This is a genomic window from Archangium violaceum Cb vi76, from assembly GCF_000733295.1.
In the GTDB taxonomy this organism is placed as follows: Bacteria; Myxococcota; Myxococcia; order Myxococcales; family Myxococcaceae; genus Archangium; species Archangium violaceum.
In genome coordinates this window covers 1-15,983 of record NZ_JPMI01000266.1, presented here as the reverse complement: position 1 = coordinate 15,983, position 15,983 = coordinate 1, and the positions used below count along the sequence as shown (strand labels likewise).

General features: G+C 68.9%; 15 protein-coding genes and 1 pseudogene. 9 read left to right on the top strand and 7 right to left on the bottom strand.

The window, feature by feature from the left end; genetic code table 11:
* Positions 1 to 288, bottom strand: a 288-nt coding sequence (locus Q664_RS55505) for a DUSAM domain-containing protein (RefSeq protein ID WP_235217014.1), incomplete at its 3' end; no start/stop codon positions are given.
* A gap of 565 nt (positions 289 to 853) precedes the next feature.
* Between Q664_RS55505 and Q664_RS63040 the strand changes: the two are divergent.
* The 5 genes and pseudogenes from Q664_RS63040 to Q664_RS36400 form a co-directional block, all read left to right on the top strand.
* A pseudogene (locus Q664_RS63040) lies at positions 854 to 1,036 on the top strand (DUF2381 family protein); the annotation flags it as partial.
* A 32-nt stretch (positions 1,037 to 1,068) separates the two neighbouring features.
* Positions 1,069 to 1,317: a DUF2381 family protein gene (locus tag Q664_RS61565; RefSeq protein WP_043406657.1), complete on the top strand. Its 249-nt coding sequence runs from the start codon at positions 1,069 to 1,071 to the stop codon at positions 1,315 to 1,317.
* A gap of 2 nt (positions 1,318 to 1,319) precedes the next feature.
* On the top strand, positions 1,320 to 1,808 hold the full coding sequence (locus Q664_RS36410) for a hypothetical protein (protein WP_043406655.1): 489 nt from the start codon (positions 1,320 to 1,322) through the stop codon (positions 1,806 to 1,808).
* Positions 1,809 to 1,858: 50 nt separating this feature from the next.
* Complete coding sequence (locus Q664_RS36405; RefSeq protein WP_052519113.1) at positions 1,859 to 3,025, top strand: S1 family peptidase; 1,167 nt, start codon at positions 1,859 to 1,861, stop codon at positions 3,023 to 3,025.
* A gap of 10 nt (positions 3,026 to 3,035) precedes the next feature.
* Positions 3,036 to 4,178: a hypothetical protein gene (locus Q664_RS36400; RefSeq protein WP_152622543.1), complete on the top strand. Its 1,143-nt coding sequence runs from the start codon at positions 3,036 to 3,038 to the stop codon at positions 4,176 to 4,178.
* Positions 4,179 to 4,219: 41 nt separating this feature from the next.
* Here the strand turns inward: Q664_RS36400 and Q664_RS36395 are convergent, their stop codons facing one another.
* A complete protein-coding gene (locus tag Q664_RS36395; protein WP_043406646.1) occupies positions 4,220 to 4,630 on the bottom strand; it encodes a phytanoyl-CoA dioxygenase family protein in 411 nt (136 codons plus the stop codon).
* Positions 4,631 to 4,750: 120 nt separating this feature from the next.
* On the opposite strand from Q664_RS36395, the gene Q664_RS36390 reads away from it, so the two are divergent.
* Positions 4,751 to 6,979: a carboxypeptidase regulatory-like domain-containing protein gene (locus Q664_RS36390; protein WP_152622542.1), complete on the top strand. Its 2,229-nt coding sequence runs from the start codon at positions 4,751 to 4,753 to the stop codon at positions 6,977 to 6,979.
* A 2-nt stretch (positions 6,980 to 6,981) separates the two neighbouring features.
* On the opposite strand, the gene Q664_RS36385 is transcribed toward Q664_RS36390, so the two are convergent.
* The 3 genes from Q664_RS36385 to Q664_RS36375 all read right to left on the bottom strand — a co-directional run bounded on the left by Q664_RS36385 (position 6,982) and on the right by Q664_RS36375 (position 9,853).
* A complete protein-coding gene (locus Q664_RS36385; RefSeq protein ID WP_043406641.1) occupies positions 6,982 to 7,485 on the bottom strand; it encodes a tetratricopeptide repeat protein in 504 nt (167 codons plus the stop codon).
* A gap of 22 nt (positions 7,486 to 7,507) precedes the next feature.
* The gene (locus Q664_RS36380; RefSeq protein ID WP_235217013.1) at positions 7,508 to 8,509 is read right to left on the bottom strand and encodes a DUF1521 domain-containing protein; all 1,002 of its coding nucleotides are present in this window, start codon (positions 8,507 to 8,509) and stop codon (positions 7,508 to 7,510) included.
* A gap of 294 nt (positions 8,510 to 8,803) precedes the next feature.
* Positions 8,804 to 9,853 (bottom strand): tyrosinase family protein, encoded by a 1,050-nt coding sequence (locus tag Q664_RS36375; protein WP_052519112.1) that lies wholly within the window; start codon positions 9,851 to 9,853, stop codon positions 8,804 to 8,806.
* Positions 9,854 to 10,000: 147 nt separating this feature from the next.
* Here Q664_RS36375 and Q664_RS36370 point away from each other — a divergent pair, with 147 nt between their 5' ends.
* Positions 10,001 to 11,635 carry a sigma-54-dependent Fis family transcriptional regulator gene (locus Q664_RS36370; RefSeq protein ID WP_043406637.1) on the top strand — a complete coding sequence of 545 codons (1,635 nt, stop codon included), beginning with the start codon at positions 10,001 to 10,003 and terminating at the stop codon, positions 11,633 to 11,635.
* 72 nt (positions 11,636 to 11,707) lie between these two features.
* Here the strand turns inward: Q664_RS36370 and Q664_RS36365 are convergent, their stop codons facing one another.
* The gene (locus Q664_RS36365) at positions 11,708 to 12,856 is read right to left on the bottom strand and encodes a trypsin-like serine protease (RefSeq protein ID WP_043406634.1); all 1,149 of its coding nucleotides are present in this window, start codon (positions 12,854 to 12,856) and stop codon (positions 11,708 to 11,710) included.
* 163 nt (positions 12,857 to 13,019) lie between these two features.
* Between Q664_RS36365 and Q664_RS36360 the strand changes: the two genes are divergently transcribed.
* Entirely contained in the window at positions 13,020 to 13,487 is a 468-nt protein-coding gene (locus tag Q664_RS36360; RefSeq protein ID WP_043406631.1) for a YbaY family lipoprotein, read from the top strand.
* A 212-nt stretch (positions 13,488 to 13,699) separates the two neighbouring features.
* Here the strand turns inward: Q664_RS36360 and Q664_RS36355 are convergent, their stop codons facing one another.
* Positions 13,700 to 15,118: an amidase gene (locus Q664_RS36355; protein ID WP_043406629.1), complete on the bottom strand. Its 1,419-nt coding sequence runs from the start codon at positions 15,116 to 15,118 to the stop codon at positions 13,700 to 13,702.
* A gap of 78 nt (positions 15,119 to 15,196) precedes the next feature.
* Here Q664_RS36355 and Q664_RS36350 point away from each other — a divergent pair, with 78 nt between their 5' ends.
* Positions 15,197 to 15,856: a glutathione S-transferase family protein gene (locus Q664_RS36350; protein WP_043406625.1), complete on the top strand. Its 660-nt coding sequence runs from the start codon at positions 15,197 to 15,199 to the stop codon at positions 15,854 to 15,856.
* Positions 15,857 to 15,983: the final 127 nt, after the last annotated feature.

The following is a 15,983-nucleotide window of genomic DNA, read 5'->3' as shown; positions in this document are numbered from 1 at the left end:
CAATGCTCCGTTGAAGTCACCTTTCTCTTGGAGTTCCTCCACCCGGTCTCGCGCCTTGCTGAGCCGACGCGACCCATCCCGGATACGCTGGCGGATCTCCCTTAGCAGGGTCGTCGCGGTGGGCTGGCTGCGCAGAGCCTCTTCCGCGTTTTGAGCGCTGATGGCCACCTCTCGGGCGCTCTTGAGCAACAGGGCTCGGGTATCATCCGAAAGCTCTAGTGTTTCGTTGTGTTCTAGTACCCTCTGAGCCAAACCCCGAATGCGGACCCAGTTGATTTCGTCGGACACGGTTGCTCGCCTCATTCCCGGGGTTTGCACATCTCTTCGGGCCATGCATGCTGCCCTTCACACAAGCGCATGCAGTCGTGACAATTGCCCATCCATCTACGATCCTGGCACCTATTGTAGTTGCGAATACAGTCCTGTTTCCACTCGGGCAAAGAAGCGTTGTTGGAGTAGTCGTCATCGTCAGCATCGGCGCGCGCAGCCCTGAGCACCTGCTCGACCTCGGATTGTGTGGCCCCGCAAGCGCCTACTGGGTCCTGTGGATGCTTCTTGATGCAGCAGGTCATTGTTGAGTCACTGGGGCGGCAGTCCATCGTGGCCGTTTGCGCCAGAAGTGTGGGGCGCTTCGCCGCGCAGTACGTCCCGCCGGAGCAGGTGGAGTGCGCCCTGCTGGCCGAGCAACCGGACGCGAACAGCCCCCAAAGCAGGGCCAGACTCAAGAACACAGAGGACATCAAGTGTTTCATACGGCCCAAACTAGAATGGTCTCATTTCGAGATGCCATGACGGGCCCTCACACGAGAGGCTGGCCGCTCGCGCCCCTTATTCTGGTAGGTTGACCCGCGATATGCGGAACATCTTACCTCCCCGGTCTGCCCTTCTTCTCGTCCTGATGGCCTCCCTGGCCATGGCGAAGGAACGCGAACCCGTCTCTCGGACCATCTACCTTTCGGAGGAACCAGGTGCGGAAGTGCCCTCGGTTTACGTCGCGGGTGAGATGGACACCGTTCTCCGGTTCCAGCAGCCCTGCACCCCATCAGGAAGGAGGTCCAGCTGTCGGCCATGCTCAGCAGGCAATCCGCTGAAGAGCCTGTGCGCACGGGCGAGAAAAAGGAGTTTGCCCTCCGCACGAGCCGCGACGAAATCCAGCCCGGGGAATCAGGCTATATCGCTGTCGTTGCGGACAAGAGTGCCTTTACCTCGAAAGATGGGCCGGTTCATCTTGTTCTCGAGTTGTTCCGGCATGATGGACTTCAGCAAGCCGTTGTTCTCCTGGATCATCGGATTGTAGAGGAGAAGGGGACGCATTGAGCATGCCTCTGAAAAAGCCCCTCGTGCTCGCTGCTGTTTTCCTGCTCCCTTCGATGACTGCCTGCCCTCCTGCTGGAGTGCCTCTGCGTTCTGATGGCAGCCCCGGACCGGAGAAATGCTCCGACAAGGCGTTGGAGGTCATGCGCATCCTGCGGATGCGTGTGGGTGATGCCGCTGACGCGCACCTCGACGCGAATCAGATAGATGCAAGTCCCGTCATCGTTTACGACGGTCCGCTTGAAAGCTACTTGACCGAGTCGCTTGGTATGCTCGAACCCGGAACCCGTCTCTACGGGCAGGCGTGGACCGGAGGGTTTCAGGTCGTCGTCCGGTACTATGAAGCCCATCCTCCAGATGGAGACAAGGTGCCCATCTGCGCGGTCGCCCGGCTGGGTCGCGGTCAGATGCGGAAGAAGCCCGAGTCCAGGCCGGGGAGCGCTCTCCTCGAACATGGCGCGGTGTCGATTTTCGTGGTCGATTCGTTCCGGTGAGCGCCACACGAGCGCACCGGTCGTTGGTTCACCTTGTGGGGGCTGAATTGATGCACTTCGAGTCCCCGTCCATCTTCCCGGTGCCGCGGTCCGTCACCGTGCTGCTCCTCCTGGTGGCGGGGGCGTGCGGCGTGTCTCCCACGCCCGCGCCCGAGGTGCAGCGGCAAGCCATCACCGGGGGCGTGCCCGAGCCAGGCGCTCCCGCCGTGGTGGCGATCGTCCCCGTGTCGCCGCTCTGTGGTGAGCCGGACGAGGCCTCTCCAGTTCTGTGCACGGGCACTCTGGTGGCCCCCCGGGTCGTCCTGACCGCGGCGCACTGCGTGGAGAGCCCCGATGTCTCCCAGGTGCTCTCGGTGGTGTTCTCACCCGAGCCCGCGCGGGCGCTTCCCTCCGAGCGCGTGCGTGTCCTCGAGGGCCGGCTGCACCCCGCCTTCAACGCCGTGGAGAATGACATCGGTGTGTTGCTTCTCGCGGAGGACGCGCCCGTCGCGCCGGTGCCGTTGGCGGAGGTGTCGCTGCCGGCGGACGTGGTGGGGAGGACCCTGCGGGTGGTGGGATTCGGTCGCGATGACGAGGGCCAGACGGGCCGCAGGCGCAGTGGCACGGTCCAGGTGGCGGCGGTCGAGGCGGGAACCTTCTCCATCCTGGCCTCGCCTGGGATGTCCTGTGGCGGCGACAGCGGTGGCCCGTTGTTCCTGGAGGCCGAGGGAGCCGAGCGCCTCGTCGGCGTCACCTCGTATGGAGACCCCGCCTGCACGCGGGGCACCAACATGCGTGTCGACGTGCAGACGGCCTTCCTCCAGGCCATCCTCGACGAGGTGGCCCGGGCACCGCCCACGCGGCCGTCCGACGAGCCCACCGTGGATGCGTGCTCGGCGCGGTGTCAGGGCCATGCCGACTGTCCGCTCGGGATGGCCTGTGTCACCCGGCCCGATGGGGAAAGGAGCTGTGCGGTGGCGGGGCTCGAGGCCGGCCGCTTCGGCGCGGACTGCACGGGAGCCGATGGGTACCCACTGTGCGTGAAGGCGGGTGGCGGAGCGTGCCGGTCATGGCTTCCCTGTGAGGGGACCGCACCCGAGGACGAGGAGGACGGGGGCGGCTGTGCGGCCTCGGGAAGCCGCGGTGGCTCGGGAATGGCGCTCGCCGCGCTCCTCGTCCTGGCGGTCGCGGCGGCCCGCTCCCGGGGCACTCACGCCACCGGCGGGCGCGCGGGGTAGACTGACGCTCGTGGCGAATGTCTTCCGAGTCCAGGTGGAGGCCTCCAGCTCCCGAGGGGCCGCGCTGGTGCTGGCGCGGGCGCTCCAGCTTCCCCTGGAGGAGGCTCGCCAACTGATGGCCGAGCCTCGTGTCCTGCCCAGGGACCTGGAGGAGTCCGAGGCGCGGCGGCTGGTCGCGTCCCTCCAGCAGCACGGAGTGGCCTGCGAGCCGGTGCCGGTGGCCGGGCGCGGTGGCACGCAGTGCGGCGGCCATCCCTCCCTGTCCTCGGAATCGCCCTGCGAGGACTGCCGCGCGCTGGTGTGCGTGCTGTGCAGGGGCCCGGAGGGTCAGCCGCTCTGCGCCCGGTGCCGTGCTCAACGTGCCCGCCGCACCCGGGCGAAGTGGTTGCGCGTCTCCGTGCTGCTCGCCGTGCTGGTGCTCATCGTGCAATGGGGCACCTCGCGCCAGCGCACCCGGGAGCGGCGCCTGACGTGGGCCCGGCCATTGGACGTGGCGGTGGTGCTGCTCGCCCACGGTGAGGTGAAGCCCGAGGTGCGCGAGGCCTGGCGCGAGGGCCTGGGGCGGTTGGAGGACTGGCTCGAGCGCGAGGCCGGCCGCTACCGCTCGGACCTGGGGCGCCCCGTGCGTTTCGTCCTGGCCGGTCCCCAGCCCGCGGCCGGGTTGGAGTTGTCACCTCCCGAGGACTCGCTGGTGGCACGCGCCCGCCATGCGTGGACGCTGTCGCGGACCCTGTCCGCCGTGGACGAGGCCGCCGGGTTGTCCGCTCGCCCGTTGGATGCCCGCATCTACGTGATGCTGGAGCCGCCGGGCGAGGACGGCGCGCGCTTCGTGGAGGGCATGGCCGAGGCGGGAGGCTCGGTGGGCCTGGTGCGGGGGCTGTTGGAGGAGACGGGGCTCACGCTGGAGCTGACGGCGGTGGCGCACGAGCTCTTCCACTGTCTGGGCGCCGCGGATGCCTATGACGAGCGGGGCCATGCACGCGTGCCGGAGGGGCTGGCCGAGCCCGGGCGCCAACCCCTCTATCCCCAGCCCGCCGCCGAGGTCATGGTGGGCGAGGTGCCGTTGGGTGAGGCCCAGGGGCGTCTGCCCGAGTCGCTGGACGAGGTCCGCGTGGGGCCCGCCACGGCGGCGGCCCTGCGCTGGGGCCCGTGAGCAGGGCACGTGCCGGGCTTACGCTCGGTGGTACTCCTCGTTCATGGACGCGTGGCGCCGTTGTCCCGGTCCATGTCGTCGAGCACCCAGAAGGCATTGGCGAGGAGCTGCCGCTCGGCGGGGGTGGGCTTGCTCCAATCGACGTGGAGCCCCTGGCGTCCATGGCCTCGGGGCGGCGAGCGTCCGTGCAACCAGCGCACGTGGAGGTCGTCGTCGAGCAGCACGCCCAACGCGGCGAGGACGCGGGGATGCGTCCGGCAGAGGGCGAAGGCCGGGTCCGACGTGAGGTCCGGTCCCCAGTTGGTGTTCGCGCCCTCGTTGGGCAACGTGGCGGCGAGCCGCTCCCAGGCCGCGTGCATCGCCGCGAGTTCCTTCGCTGGCAGCACGCCCGGGAGCAACAGCCAGCCCTGGAGCTCGAGCTGCCGCCGTTCGGTGGGGGGGAGGGAGTTCATGCCACGCAGGATGCCCCCTCACGCCACGTGAGGGTCAAGCGGGCGTGAGTCCCGGTGGAGGAGGGCGCTATGCTTTCCCGAGGCGCACCGCTCCCCCGGGAAGCGCGTGGGAGGATCTTCATGAAACGACACGGGTGGATGTGGAGCGCCGCACTGGGGGTACTGGCCCTGGTGCTGTGGTTCGCCTCGAGCGGAACACCCGGGGAGTCCTCTCCTGGCGGCCAGGCGGGCTCCCATGACTCCCGCGTGGGCGCGGGCTCGACGCTCCGGGCCTTCTTCTCCTCCGAGCCTCCCGCCACCGGAGACTCGTCCCCGCGCATCCGCGGCACCGTGAGGAGCGCACGGGGACCCGTGGCGGGCGCGCGGGTGTTCGCCTCGGGGGTGGTGGCGGGGGAGTCGCTCTCGGCACTGCCCTGCCGGCAGGGGGCGGAAGAGGACCCCGAGCGCTCCATGCTCGAATGCGCCTCGTCGTTCCAGTTGTCCGGGCTGATCAACGAACGCAGCGGTGATGCGCCCGTGCTCGCCCGTGCCACCTCCGAGGACGATGGCTCCTTTTCGTTGGAGGGGCTGAAGGCGGGCCACTACGCGCTCTGGGTGGAGAGCCCCGAGGGCGTGGGCATGCGGCAGGACGTGCCGGCCGGAGCCGAAGGGGTGGAGCTGTTGCTCGGGGAGGGCGTGCGGGTGTCGGGCCTCGTCAGCAACGAGGAGCGCGTGCCCGTGGCGGGAGTGCTCGTCACCGCCGTCTTCACGGCTCACAGCCGCTTCTTCGAGGCCGTTACCGATGCCACGGGCCACTACCGCCTGGGCCCCCTCCCCCGGGGCGAGTACGTGCTGCTCGCCTCCAAGGACGGCCTGCTGCCCATCCATACGACGTTCACGGCCTATGGCCGGGAGTTGGAGCGGAAGTTCGTCATGTACCGTCCACGCCGGATCTCCGGGCAGGTGTTGGCCGCGGGAGCGCCCGCGGCGGGGGTGACCGTCAGGACCTGGGTGCACGAGGAGCGGACCGAGCGCGAGGTCCTCACGGATGCGGCGGGGCGGTTCTCCCTGGAGGGGTTGGCGCCCATCACTCACGAGCTCACCGCCCGGCGGGATGAGCTGTGGGCCAGCACCCGTGTGGACTTCAACACGGAGGACCCGTTCCGGTTCCTGGTGGAGCGCACGGACGTCACCCTGGAGCTGGAGCCCATCGTCGAGGTGACGGGCATCGTGCGGGACGAGGCCGGGAGGCCCATCGCGGAGGCGAACGTCGAGCTGACGGAGCTGGACGAGGAGGAAGAGGAGGAAGAGGACTCGTACTCCATGCCCGTGTCCTCGGCGTGGACGGATGCGGAGGGGCGCTATCAGGTGGGGCCCGCGAGGCCTGGACGGCTGCGACTCGAAATCTTGCGGCTGCGCCACTTCGCGGGAGCCAGCCACGAGGCCGTCTTCCAGCCCGGGACGCGCACCGTGGACTTCGTCCTCGAGCGCGCCGAGGGGGAGGAGGAGGAGGAGGAGGACGTGCCCGAGGCCTCGCGCGAACCCCGGCCCATGGTGGTGGGGGAGGTGGTGGATGAGCTGGGCGCGCCCGTGTCCAAGGCCGAAGTGAGCGTCTGGCCCGAGGTCGGCACGTGGATGGGGGGGCAGCTCGAGCGCACGCGCACGGATGTGAAGGGGCACTTCTCGTTCAGCGCACCTCCCGAGGGCCGCTACCGGCTCGTCGCGGAGTTCGCGCAGGACGACGTGACGCATACCGCCGTGCGGGTGGTGGAGGTGGTGGGCAAGGGGGAGACGCACGTGCAGCTGCGCTTCGAGCCGGGGCAGGTGCTCTCCGGCGTCGTGGTGGACCCCCGCGGCCAGCCCGTCGAGGGAGCCCGGGTCGAGCTCCGCAGCGCCCTGCGCACACAGTTCTACCACCATGGCAGGCCGGTGCGCTCATGGAGGGGGAACCAGCTGACCGGGCCCGATGGCCGCTTCACCTTCCAGAGCGTCTCGGGAGAGCATCTGGAGCTGGCGGTGATGAAGGAAGACTACGTGCTCGCCTGTGCGGAGCAGGAGGACGGACGCATCGCGCTGCCGGTGAAGGCAGGGGAGCGGGAGCTGCGGGTCGTCCTCCTGCGCGACGCCACCGCCACCGGGCGGCTCGTCCAGAAGGATGGGTCCCCCGTCACCACCTTCGTCCTGAATGACAACGTGTGGAGGGATGGGCACTTCACCGTGCCCATCCGGTGTAACGGCACGCTCCAGTTGGAGTTCATCATCCCGAACGAGGCCCAGGTGCCCGGGCCTCATCGCCGGATACGGCGCTCCGTGTCCGTCCGGGAAGAGGTGGACACGGACCTGGGGGAGATCGTCCTCGACGGGACGTGAGCTCAGGTCTTCTCCGCCTCGTCGGCCATCGCCTGGAGCACCAGGAGCGTGGCGCGTCCGCGCTGGGTGCTCTCGAGCTGGGCCTCCGGATCCAACTTCAGCGCCGCCTCGAGGTCATGGAGCGCCTCGGCCACCTTCCCCTCGCGCAGCAACAGCTCGCTGCGCCCGACGAGCGCATCCACGTTGGCGACGTTGAGCTGGAGCGCCTGCGTGAACTCCTCCATCGCCTCGGGGAAGCGCTGGAGCTGGGCGTACGTGGACGCCAGGTTGCAATGGAAGACGCTGTCATACGGCGACGCGACCACCAGCCCCTTGAAGATATCCAGCGCGGCCTGCAGCCGACCCTCGGTCAACAGCTTGTGGCCGAGCGTGGCGATCTCATAGAGCCGCTTCTGCGAGAGGCCCAGGTACTGGGCGGGAGTGATCTGCCCGCGGATGAGGCGCTCTCCCCACTCGGCGGCGTTCGGAGTGGGAGCGGCGTTCGGTGTCTGGGAATTCGGGTTCATGGGAGCTCGCTTCCTGGATGGCTCAGACGTGGAAGTTGCCGCGGTGGGAATGGATGCTCTGGCGGAGGTCGTTCATGCGCGTGAACGCATCCATCATCTGGCCCATGTCATGGAAGCTCTTGCGCAGGTGCTGCTCGCGCCGGTCGAGCCAGGGGCCCTCCTGGCCCGGAGCGCTCAGGTGGTTGCTGCCGACGTGGCAGCCCCCCATGTTCCCGGACATTTGCGCCAGCTGGGAGAACAGCTGCGACAGGTTCTGGAAGAGCTGCTGGAACTGATTGGCGTACGGCTGCTGGGATCCACCGGTCGCCGGGTTGGGTTCACCCGGGAGGATCGCGCCCCCGGACGCCGCCTGGGAGCCGCGATGCCCGCGAGTGGGCGGCGTGTTTCCGGCCGCGAGGTTCCCGCCCAGCTGGAAGGACTCGCCACCGTTATTGCTGCCGATGACCTCCTGGCCCTTGAAGGACCAGTCATCCGTCTCCCGGCCCATGACGAAGACGTCCTTGCCGCCGAAGCTGTTGGCATGGGCGTAGCCATCCTGGGTGACGGTGCCCGTCTTGCCCTTGCCCTTGTCGATGCCGGTGATCTGCACGCGGTCGTTGCCGGAGATGATCTCCAGCTTGGAGCTGACCGTCGCGCCGTTGCCGTAGGGAGCGGTGGAGCAGTTGATGCGGGTGCCGTCGCCGAGCACGAAGGTGCTGTCTCGCTTGAAGTCCCACTTGCCGCCGTCGCCCTCGGCCACGTGCGGGTCACCCCAGACGCGGGTGTTCTTGCCGTCCGGACCGGTGATGATCCACTCGTGCTGCTTGGTCGCCTCGATCTTGTAGCCGCCCGGAGTGGTGACGACGCCTTGGCCGTCCGTCTTCAGGGTGCCCTGAGGGTGGCACCCGTCCTGGGGCCGCGGAGGCGAGGTGTGGCAGGGCCTGGGCATGGTCCCGCACTTGTCCACGGGCGGTTGCGGCGGGCGGAAGCAGTCGCCGCGTCCGCCATGGGCTCTCGAGCCCAGGGCCTTCAAGGCGTTGGCCATGGCGCGCACCAACTGCGCCTCCGCCCTGTTCAGACATCTCTGGTTGGCGAACGGGCTCGGCCCGATGCTCCGACCTGCACCCATACCCATGGGCTTGGTGGTGTCGAATTTCACGGCGCTGTCCTTTCCGAGGCGGACGTGGGGTGGATTGTCCGATTCGCGGAGAGGCCCGAGGCTGGGGTGCATCTGGCTCTTCGCGTCCGGTCAGGTTAGGCACCCGGCCCGGACGGACCATCTACACCGTGGTCGCAGATGGCCGTCGCCTGACGGACAGCGGAGGTGTCTGGGATTCAGTCACTCATAGAGGTAGCCGAGCTCCCGGGTGCCGAGCATGTCGAGAGCGCTCAGGCCGTGAGCGGTCATCCGTTCATTGTCATACTCGCCAAAGGGATACATGTCCTGGTGATGGGAGTTGTGTCCATCCCCATCCTCGTAGACGCCCGGGTGCGATTCCTCCCACTGAGCCCAGACGCGGTCCACGTTGGCGTGGTGGAGGTAGAACACCGGATCATTGGGCGAGACATCCGGAGCTCCCATCGTCCCCCAACGCTCCGAGCCATCCTCGAGGCGGAAATGGCCCGCCACCCACGTGTGCACCATGTTGTGCATGTGGAAGTAACCCGGGCGCTCCGGGTCGAAGCCCTCCAGGTAGTTGCGGAAGCTCCGCTCCCTCGGGGACTTGTCGTTCCAGGGGGCCACGTCGAAGGTGGGAATGCTCAGGCCGAACGCCACCTCCTCGGCCGTGGGCAGGTGGATGTTGTCATTGACGTCCGCCTCGTAGCGGCCCGTGGCGCGCACCAGATGGGGATGTGGCGTCTGGGCCAGTCCCTCGGGCCTGTCCGAGAAGACAGTGATGGTCCATTGGCCCTTGCGGAACGGGCCGTTCGTCACCGCGTACTCCTGGCTGGCATCACCCGCGGTGCCCATGAAGGACTCGGAGAAGATGGCTTGGGTGCTCTCGGGGTCCGTCCAATCCCAGTAGGGGAGGGTGATGTCCTTGCCGCTCACCTCGCGCAGGGCGTCCTCGAAGAGCAGCAGCATCTTCCGGTGCCAGGGGAGGATGGTCGGGTGGGCATGGGCCACGTGGTGCTCCGGGCTCATGCTGTAGTTGAAGGCCTCTTTGTGAAAGAGGACGAACTGGTCGTAGTAGGAGACGCCGGGCGTGTAGGGGGACGGGGTGGCCTTGAGCTTCAGGATGGCCTCCACGAGGTCCTTCTTCTCGGTGTGCGTCAGGTCCTTGGCGTTCTTGCGGATGCGGGGGGCGGGCGTGCCCCCGCCGCAGGCGGCGAGGAGGCAGGCCACGAGGGTCACGACGAGCGCGAGGGGGGTGGGGTGTCTGGACATGGCGAGGGCTCATTCCAAGAGCGATGCCAGTCCCCCGGTGCCCGCAAGCCCCTGGAATGACTGGAGGGAGGGGGTTGTGACTTGCCGGGGCACTCCCAGAATGGCATTCCAGGACTGCCAATCCGGGATTCGCGGGAGGGTGCATCCATGCGGCTGGAAGACCTGGACCTGAGGGAGCTCCTTCAATTCGAGCCCACGGGCGGCATCCTTCGCTTCGCGGGCCAGCGGGCCGTGTTGCTGGACGCGGTGGCGCTGGGGCTGCTGCGCCAGCAACTCATCGAGACGCTCGGACTGGCGGGAGCGCGCGCGGTGCTCACCCGCTTCGGCTATGCGCTCGGCCGGCGCACCGCCGAGACGTTGCGGGATGCCTTCCCGTGGGACTCCGAGGACGACTGGCGGCGCGCGGGAGGACGCTTCCACCGGTTGCAGGGCCTGGTCCTCTTCGAGCCGGTGCGGCACGAGCGGCCCGTGGCGAACGCGCCCTTCGCCGAGGCCCTCTGGCACGAGTCATTCGAGGCCGAGCAGCACCTGCTGCACGTGGGGCGCTCCGAGGAGCCGGTGTGCTGGACGCTGTGTGGCTTCGCGAGCGGCTACCTGAGCTACGGCCATGGCCGCGCCATCTACTGCCTGGAGGAGCGGTGCCGCGGGAAGGGAGACGCCACCTGCGTCATGGTGGGCCGGCCCCAGGAGGAGTGGGGCGCGGAGGCCGCCCGTCAGCTGAGCTACTACGAGAAGGACTGCCTCGACGAGGCGCTCAGCCGCGTCACCCAGGCGCTGAAGTCCACCGAGCGGACGCTCCGGGCGAAGCGGCGGGAGCTGGCCCAGACGGAGGGCGGGGACGACACGAAGGCCATCCTCGGCAGGAGCCCGGCCATGCAGCGGGTCCGCGACCTCGCCGAGCGCGTGGCCCAGGTGGACTCGACCATCCTCATCACCGGTGAGAGTGGCGTGGGCAAGGAGGTGCTGGCCCGCTTCATCCACGAGCACTCGGCGCGGGCGGCGGGCCCGTTCGTGGCCATCAACTGCGGCGCCGTGCCCGAGAGCCTGCTGGAGAGCGAGCTCTTCGGCCACGCGCGAGGCTCCTTCACGGGCGCGACCCAGGACAGGATTGGACTCTTCGAGGCCGCCCAGGGGGGCACGCTCTTCCTGGACGAGCTGGGAGAGGTGCCCGTGTCGATGCAGGTGAAGATCCTCCGCGCGCTCCAGGAGCGGGAGATCCGCCGCGTGGGTGAGAGCAGGAACCGGCCCGTGGACGTGCGGGTGCTGGCGGCCACGAACCGGGACCTGGCCGCGGACATCCAGACGGGCCGCTTCCGGCAGGACCTCTACTACCGGCTGCGCGTGGTGGAGCTCCGCATTCCTCCGCTGCGGGAGCGCCGGGACGACATCCTCGTGCTCGCGCGCCAGTTCCTCGCGCGCTCCGCCTCGCGGCTGCGGAGGAAGGTGTCCGGGCTCACTCCCGAGGCCGCGAACCTGCTGCTGCGCTACCACTGGCCGGGCAACGTGCGGGAGTTGGAGAACACCCTCGAGCGCGCCGTCGTGCTGACGCGGGGGAGCAGCATCGAGCCGCAGGATCTGCCCGATGAGCTCCGGGGAGCGGCGGTCTCGCCGGTGTACACACCGGGCAACCTGCGCTCGCTCGAGGAGGTCGAGCGGGAGTACATCCTCGCGGTGCTCGAGGCGGTGGGAGGCAACAAGCTGAAGGCCGCCGAGACGTTGAAGATCGGTACCTCCACCCTCTTCCGGAAGCTGAAGCAGTACCAGGGTGCTTCCGGAGCGTGAGCGGGAGGGGCCTCACGCGGCGAGGCCGGCCCTCGCGAGAGAGCCGGCCCCGTGAAACGAACGGACGCGTGACTACGGGGTGGTCGCGGTCAGCGACACGCCCGAGTACGTCGAGTAGGCGCGCACGGAGACGTACCAGGTGCCGGCGACCGGGTTGGTCAACGTGCAGGTCTCGGTGTTGCCGCTCAGGTACGGGCGGCAGTTGTACGCCGTCGTCGTCGGCTGCGCGCCGGAGCGCACGTAGAGGTCCGCGTCACCCGTGCCGTTGAACTGCTTCACCGTGAGGCTGGTGGAGCCGGAGGGGACGGTGATGGCGAAGTGCTGCCAGGTGCCGCTCGAGCCCGAGAGGCTCGTCTTCGAGAGCAGCGTCGTGGTGGGCGGGGTGACGCCGCTGATCTTCGAGGAGATCCAGCTCTCGAAGGAGGACACGCGGGCGTACATGCCCGGGTAGCGCGAGTCGGCGCAGCCGTAGCCCCAGCTGACGACGCCGGCCAGCACGCGGGTGCTGCCCTTGAGCACCGTGAGGGGACCGCCGCTGTCACCCTGGCACGAGTCCTTGCCGGGCGCCGCCGCGGCGAGCTGGTCCGCGGTGATGGTCTCGCTCGGGTAGGAGGACTGCGCCGAGCTGTTGCTGATGATGTTCACGTCCACCGTCTGGAGCGTGTCGGGGCTCGAGCCGCCGCTGGAGAGCGTGCCCCAGCCGGTGACGCGGGAGACGACGCCCGTGTTGGTGTAGCCCGCGGAGGCGTCGGCCGACGTGAGCAGGGGGATGGCCTTCGCGTTCGCGCCGCTCAGGTCCAGCGGCGAGGACAGGCGCAGCAGCGCGATGTCCTTGCCCCTCGAGGCATCCACGTAGCCGGGGTACACGACGACCTCGGCCACCGAGCGGACCTGGCCGGAGCCGCTGATGGTGGTGCTGCCCGCCTCCACCCGGGCCGGCTTGCTGATGTACCCGCCGTCGTTCACGCAGTGCTGCGCGGTGAGAATCCAGTTCGCGTTGAGAATGGAGCCGCCGCAGAAGTGGAAGCCCGAGCTGCTCTGCAGCGACACCTGCCAGGGATTGGCGCCGATCGTCGTGGCGCTGCCGCCGACGATCTCCTGGGTGCTGCTCTGGACCGGCTCCGCCGGGAGCTTCTCCTCGGCCATTTCAGAACCGCAGCCCACCAGCAGGGTCATCGTACCGGCGACAGCCCAGCGACGCGCGAACAAACGTGAAGACATGCTGACCTCGACAAACAGGGGGGTGATGAAGCCCCTGCACTGTGCGGTCAGGTGGTATTCCCCGTCAACTTGGTGCATCAACTATTTTTGATTTTCGGCAAAGTGAGAATCCGTGCCTCGCGGGACGCGGACGCCCAGAATCGTCCGGATGGGAGACCTCGCCATGACTCGCCGCATCATCGTGCTCGCCGGATGCTTCGCCGCCTTCACCCTCGCCGCGTGTGCCACGACGCAGGGGCCCACCGTGGAGCCGACACCCCCCGCGGACAAGCAGGAGCCCGCCGCGCGTCCCGCCGAGGCTGGGGAGACCCAGGTGACGGGGAGCGTCTTCTATGTGGAGCGCATCGCGCTCTCCCCGGAGGCGGTGGTCCAGGTGGAGGTGGTGGAGGTGGCACCGGAGGGTGGACAGGGCGCGGTCCTCGGGACGTGGAGCCAGAGCGGCCCGGGCCAGGTGCCCATCCGCTTCTCGGTGGGCGTCCCCTCGGAGCGAATCCGCCCCGAGGGCTCCTATGTCGTGCGGGCGAGTATCACGGACGGTGGGCGGACCTTCTCCACGCTCGAGCCGGTACCGGTCCTCACCCAGGGCCACTCGAGCCAGGACGTGCGGGTGCGGGTGCGCATCGGCGGTTGAGCTCATTCAGGAGAGGTCCGCGAAGGAGCGCCCCTGGCTCCATGCACTGACAGTGCCCCCATCCCCTCGCCCTCCGGGAGAGGGACGGGGTGAGGGTATTGGATGTACCTGGGTTGAGCCCCTGTTCACACAGCGTGGGCCACGGATTGAAGAACGGGCCCGGGAACCCTCACCCCTGCCCTCTCCCGAGGGGAGAGGGGGAGTACCTTCGGTCACTTTCCCGAAGAGGACTGGAAGAGCACGGGAATCGAGTAGGGCGGCCAGCGGTCCTTCCACGGGCGGGCCTGCTCGAGCTGGTATGCGAGGCCGAGGAGCAGCGCGTCGGCGCCGGGGGCGGCGGCGAAGTGGGTGCCGATGGGGAGGCCGTCCTCCGGGAAGTGAAGGGGGACGGACATGGCCGGGCAGCCCGCGATGTTGTGGAGGGGCGTGTACCCGATGGCCCGTGCCGTGCGGCGGGCCAGCTCCTCGCGCCCGAGCACTGGCGAGAGGTGCCCGAGGGGCCACGGCGTGGTGGCGAGCGTCGGCGTGAGCACCACGTCGTACCCTCGGGTCGCCTCATTGTAGGCGTGGACGGCCCGCGCGAAGGCGGCGCGCGCTCGGGGCAGCGCATCGGCACCGCGTGCGAGGAAGGCATCGGCCAGGGCCCACGAGTACGGCTCCAGCTCGTCGCGCTGCACGGGCAGATCCCTCCGCTGGTCCACGCTCTCGACGATGCCCGCGACGGCCGCTCCCGCGACGAGCAGGAACGCCTCGCCGAGCTCGGGACTGTCGAAACCGGGGGGCACGATGGGTTCCACGCTGTGCCCGAGCCCGGTGAGCAGCGCCACCGCTTCATCGTAGGCGCGGCGTACCGGTGGCTCCGGCTCCGTCCCCATCACCGTGCGGGTCCAGGTCGCGATGCGCAGCGGACGGGAGAGCGGCTCGCGCACGAAGCCCACGGGTGTACCGCTCGAGCGGTCCTCGGTGATGGACAGGAACAGCGCGCTGTCACGCACCGAGCGGCTGATGCAGTGGTCGCTCGTCATGTCACCGAAGTCCGAGCCGCCGAGGCCCGCGGGCACGGTGCGGCCCCGGCTCGGCTTGAAGCCGAAGAGCCCACAGGCCGACGCGGGGACGCGGAGCGAGCCGCCGCCGTCATTGGCATGCGCGAGGGGAACGAGCCCCGCCGCCACGGCCACCGCGCTGCCGCCGGACGAGCCCGTGGCCGAGCGGGAGAGGTCCCACGGGTTGTGGGTCACGCCCTCGAGCAACGTCTCGGTGCTGAAGAGCAGGCCGAACTCGGCCGTCGCGCTCTTTCCGGCGCATACGAGGCCCGACTCGGCGAGCCGCCTGCCATACGGCGTCTGTTGTTGGGCGGTGTTGGCGGCGAACAGCCGGGAGCCCATGGACCAACGCAGCCCCGGCCACGGCGTGGAGTCCTTCACCAGGAAGGGGACTCCGGAGAACGGCCCGGGCCTGGCTGGACCGGGCTGCTCCTGCGCCACCGTGACGACGGCGCGCAACAGGGGATTCAACGCGTCGATGCGCGCCATGCACGCGTCGAGCGACTCGGCCGGGGAGAGCTCTCCCCGGGCACACAGCTCCGCCAGGGCCACGCCATCGAGGCGGGCGAGAGACGCCAGGTCCGTCATCGGACACCTCCACTTCGCCACGGGATGATATCCACCCGGAGCCTCCTGGCGGGGAGGTTCGAGAGAGAGGACGACAGGATGAGCAAGATCCGGGTGAGCGCGTTTCGTTGGGTACCTCCCTTCGCCCAGGGACTGGTGCGCGAGTTCCGCGTGCGTTGGGCGCTCGAGGAGGCGGGACTTCCCTATGAGGAGCGGTTGATCGGCCCGGAGGAGCAGCCGTCCGAGTCCTATCGCCGCCTCCAGCCTTTCGGGCAGGTGCCGGCCTACGAGGAGGACGGACTGGTGATGTTCGAGTCCGGAGCCATCGTGCTGCACATCGCCGAGCGCTTCGAGACGTTGATGCCGGCCGAGCCGAAGGCCCGGGCGCGTACGAAGACGTGGATGTTCGCGGCGCTGAACACGCTGGAACCGCCGATCCAGAACCTCGCCGAGGTGGACCTGTTCCGCGCGGGGGAGGAGTGGGTGAAGCAGCGCCGGCCGCAGGTGGTCGAGGCGGTGAGGATCCGTCTCGGGGAACTGGGGAAGTACATGGAGGGCCGGGAGTACCTCGAGGAGCGCTTCACCGCGGGGGATCTGCTGATGACGACGGTGCTGCGCATCCCGCGGCACACGGAGTTGCTCGCGGAGGTTCCGGTGCTCGATGCCTACCGGCTGCGGTGTGAGGCGCGGCCGGCGTTCAAGAAGGCGATGGCCGACCACATGGAACCCTTCGCCCGGAACGCGCCGCCCTCCCGCTAATCCCTTTCAGGTAGTCCGCGAATATTTCCCCTCTCCCCTCGGGAGAGGGACGGGGTGAGGGTACCAGGGCCCCGGGTTGAACCCTCTGTCCACACGGAGGGCACGGGTTGGAAGAACAGGCTCGGAT

Excerpts from the sequence above, each read along its gene's own strand:
- Q664_RS61565 (WP_043406657.1), top strand. The coding sequence starts at position 1,069 with ATGCTCAGCAGGCAATCCGCTGAAGAGCCTGTGCGCACGGGCGAGAAA.
- Q664_RS36410 (WP_043406655.1), top strand. The coding sequence starts at position 1,320 with ATGCCTCTGAAAAAGCCCCTCGTGCTCGCTGCTGTTTTCCTGCTCCCT.
- Q664_RS36405 (WP_052519113.1), top strand. The coding sequence starts at position 1,859 with ATGCACTTCGAGTCCCCGTCCATCTTCCCGGTGCCGCGGTCCGTCACC.
- Q664_RS36395 (WP_043406646.1), bottom strand. The coding sequence starts at position 4,630 with ATGAACTCCCTCCCCCCCACCGAACGGCGGCAGCTCGAGCTCCAGGGC.
- Q664_RS36390 (WP_152622542.1), top strand. The coding sequence starts at position 4,751 with ATGAAACGACACGGGTGGATGTGGAGCGCCGCACTGGGGGTACTGGCC.
- Q664_RS36385 (WP_043406641.1), bottom strand. The coding sequence starts at position 7,485 with ATGAACCCGAATTCCCAGACACCGAACGCCGCTCCCACTCCGAACGCC.
- Q664_RS36380 (WP_235217013.1), bottom strand. The coding sequence starts at position 8,509 with ATGGCCAACGCCTTGAAGGCCCTGGGCTCGAGAGCCCATGGCGGACGC.
- Q664_RS36375 (WP_052519112.1), bottom strand. The coding sequence starts at position 9,853 with ATGTCCAGACACCCCACCCCCCTCGCGCTCGTCGTGACCCTCGTGGCC.
- Q664_RS36370 (WP_043406637.1), top strand. The coding sequence starts at position 10,001 with ATGCGGCTGGAAGACCTGGACCTGAGGGAGCTCCTTCAATTCGAGCCC.
- Q664_RS36365 (WP_043406634.1), bottom strand. The coding sequence starts at position 12,856 with ATGTCTTCACGTTTGTTCGCGCGTCGCTGGGCTGTCGCCGGTACGATG.
- Q664_RS36360 (WP_043406631.1), top strand. The coding sequence starts at position 13,020 with ATGACTCGCCGCATCATCGTGCTCGCCGGATGCTTCGCCGCCTTCACC.
- Q664_RS36355 (WP_043406629.1), bottom strand. The coding sequence starts at position 15,118 with ATGACGGACCTGGCGTCTCTCGCCCGCCTCGATGGCGTGGCCCTGGCG.
- Q664_RS36350 (WP_043406625.1), top strand. The coding sequence starts at position 15,197 with ATGAGCAAGATCCGGGTGAGCGCGTTTCGTTGGGTACCTCCCTTCGCC.